This is a genomic window from Vibrio sp. 1288, assembly GCF_033344475.1.
In genome coordinates this window covers 1-1071 of the sequence record NZ_JAWPOX010000144.1, presented here as the reverse complement: position 1 = coordinate 1071, position 1071 = coordinate 1, and the positions used below count along the sequence as shown (strand labels likewise).

Below are 1071 nucleotides of genomic sequence, written 5' to 3'. Positions count from 1 at the left end.
CCGGCTCAGCAAAGCAAGGTGCGAGTACCATCACTCAGCAGCTAGCGCGTAACTTCTTCTTATCCAACGAGAAGAAACTAATGCGTAAGATCAAAGAGATCTTCATTGCCATTCACATTGAGCAACTGCTGAGCAAACAAGAGATCATGGAGCTTTACGTTAACAAGATCTTCCTTGGCTATCGCTCATACGGTTTTGGTGCAGCAGCTCAGGTGTATTTTGGTAAGAGCCTAAATGAGCTCTCGCTTAGCGAAATTGCGACACTGGCGGGGATGCCAAAAGCACCTTCAACCATGAACCCAATATACTCGCTAGAACGTGCAACAAAACGTCGTAACGTTGTGCTAATGCGTATGCTCGATGAAAAGTACATTACGCAAGAGCAATTCGATGAAGCACGTAACGAACCAATCATCGCTCGTTACCACAGTGCAGAAATTGAAGTGTCTGCGCCTTACGTTGCCGAACTTGCACGTGCATGGGCAGTAAAAGAGTACGGTGAAGAGAAAGCCTATACGTCGGGTTTGAATATCTACATGACGGTTGACTCTAAACTGCAAGACGCTGCCAATAAGGCTGCGGTAAACAACCTAATGGCTTATGACGAGCGTCATGGCTACCGCGGCGCAGAAAAAGTGTTGTGGAAAGAAGGGGAAGCCGCTTGGGATGCAGAACAAATTGAGAAGCATCTAAAAGGCCAGCCAACTTACGGCGATCTTTACCCTGCTGTCGTGACAAAAGTGGACGGCAAAACGGAGCAAGTTGTTGTGAAAAATAACGATGCACAAACCATCCCTTGGACTGGCATGAACTGGGCACGCAAATTCCTCACCGATAACCGTCAAGGTTCAACGCCAAAATCTGCACAAGAGGTTTTAGCTGCAGGTGAACAAATTTGGGTTCGCGAGCTAACGACCACCGATGAAGATGGCAACACTCAAAGCAGCTGGAAGCTAAGCCAAGTGCCTAGCGCGAACACCGCATTTGTCGCGATGAATCCTGAAAATGGCGGCATTTTGTCACTAGTAGGTGGTTTTAACTTTGTTCACAGCAAGTTTAACCGCGCAACCA

1 protein-coding gene is annotated in these 1071 nt (G+C 47.5%); it reads left to right on the top strand.

What is annotated here, in order from left to right; all coding sequences use genetic code 11:
* Nucleotides 1-1071, top strand: a 1071-nt coding sequence (locus R8O11_RS25195; RefSeq protein WP_318194608.1) for a transglycosylase domain-containing protein, incomplete at both ends; no start/stop codon positions are given.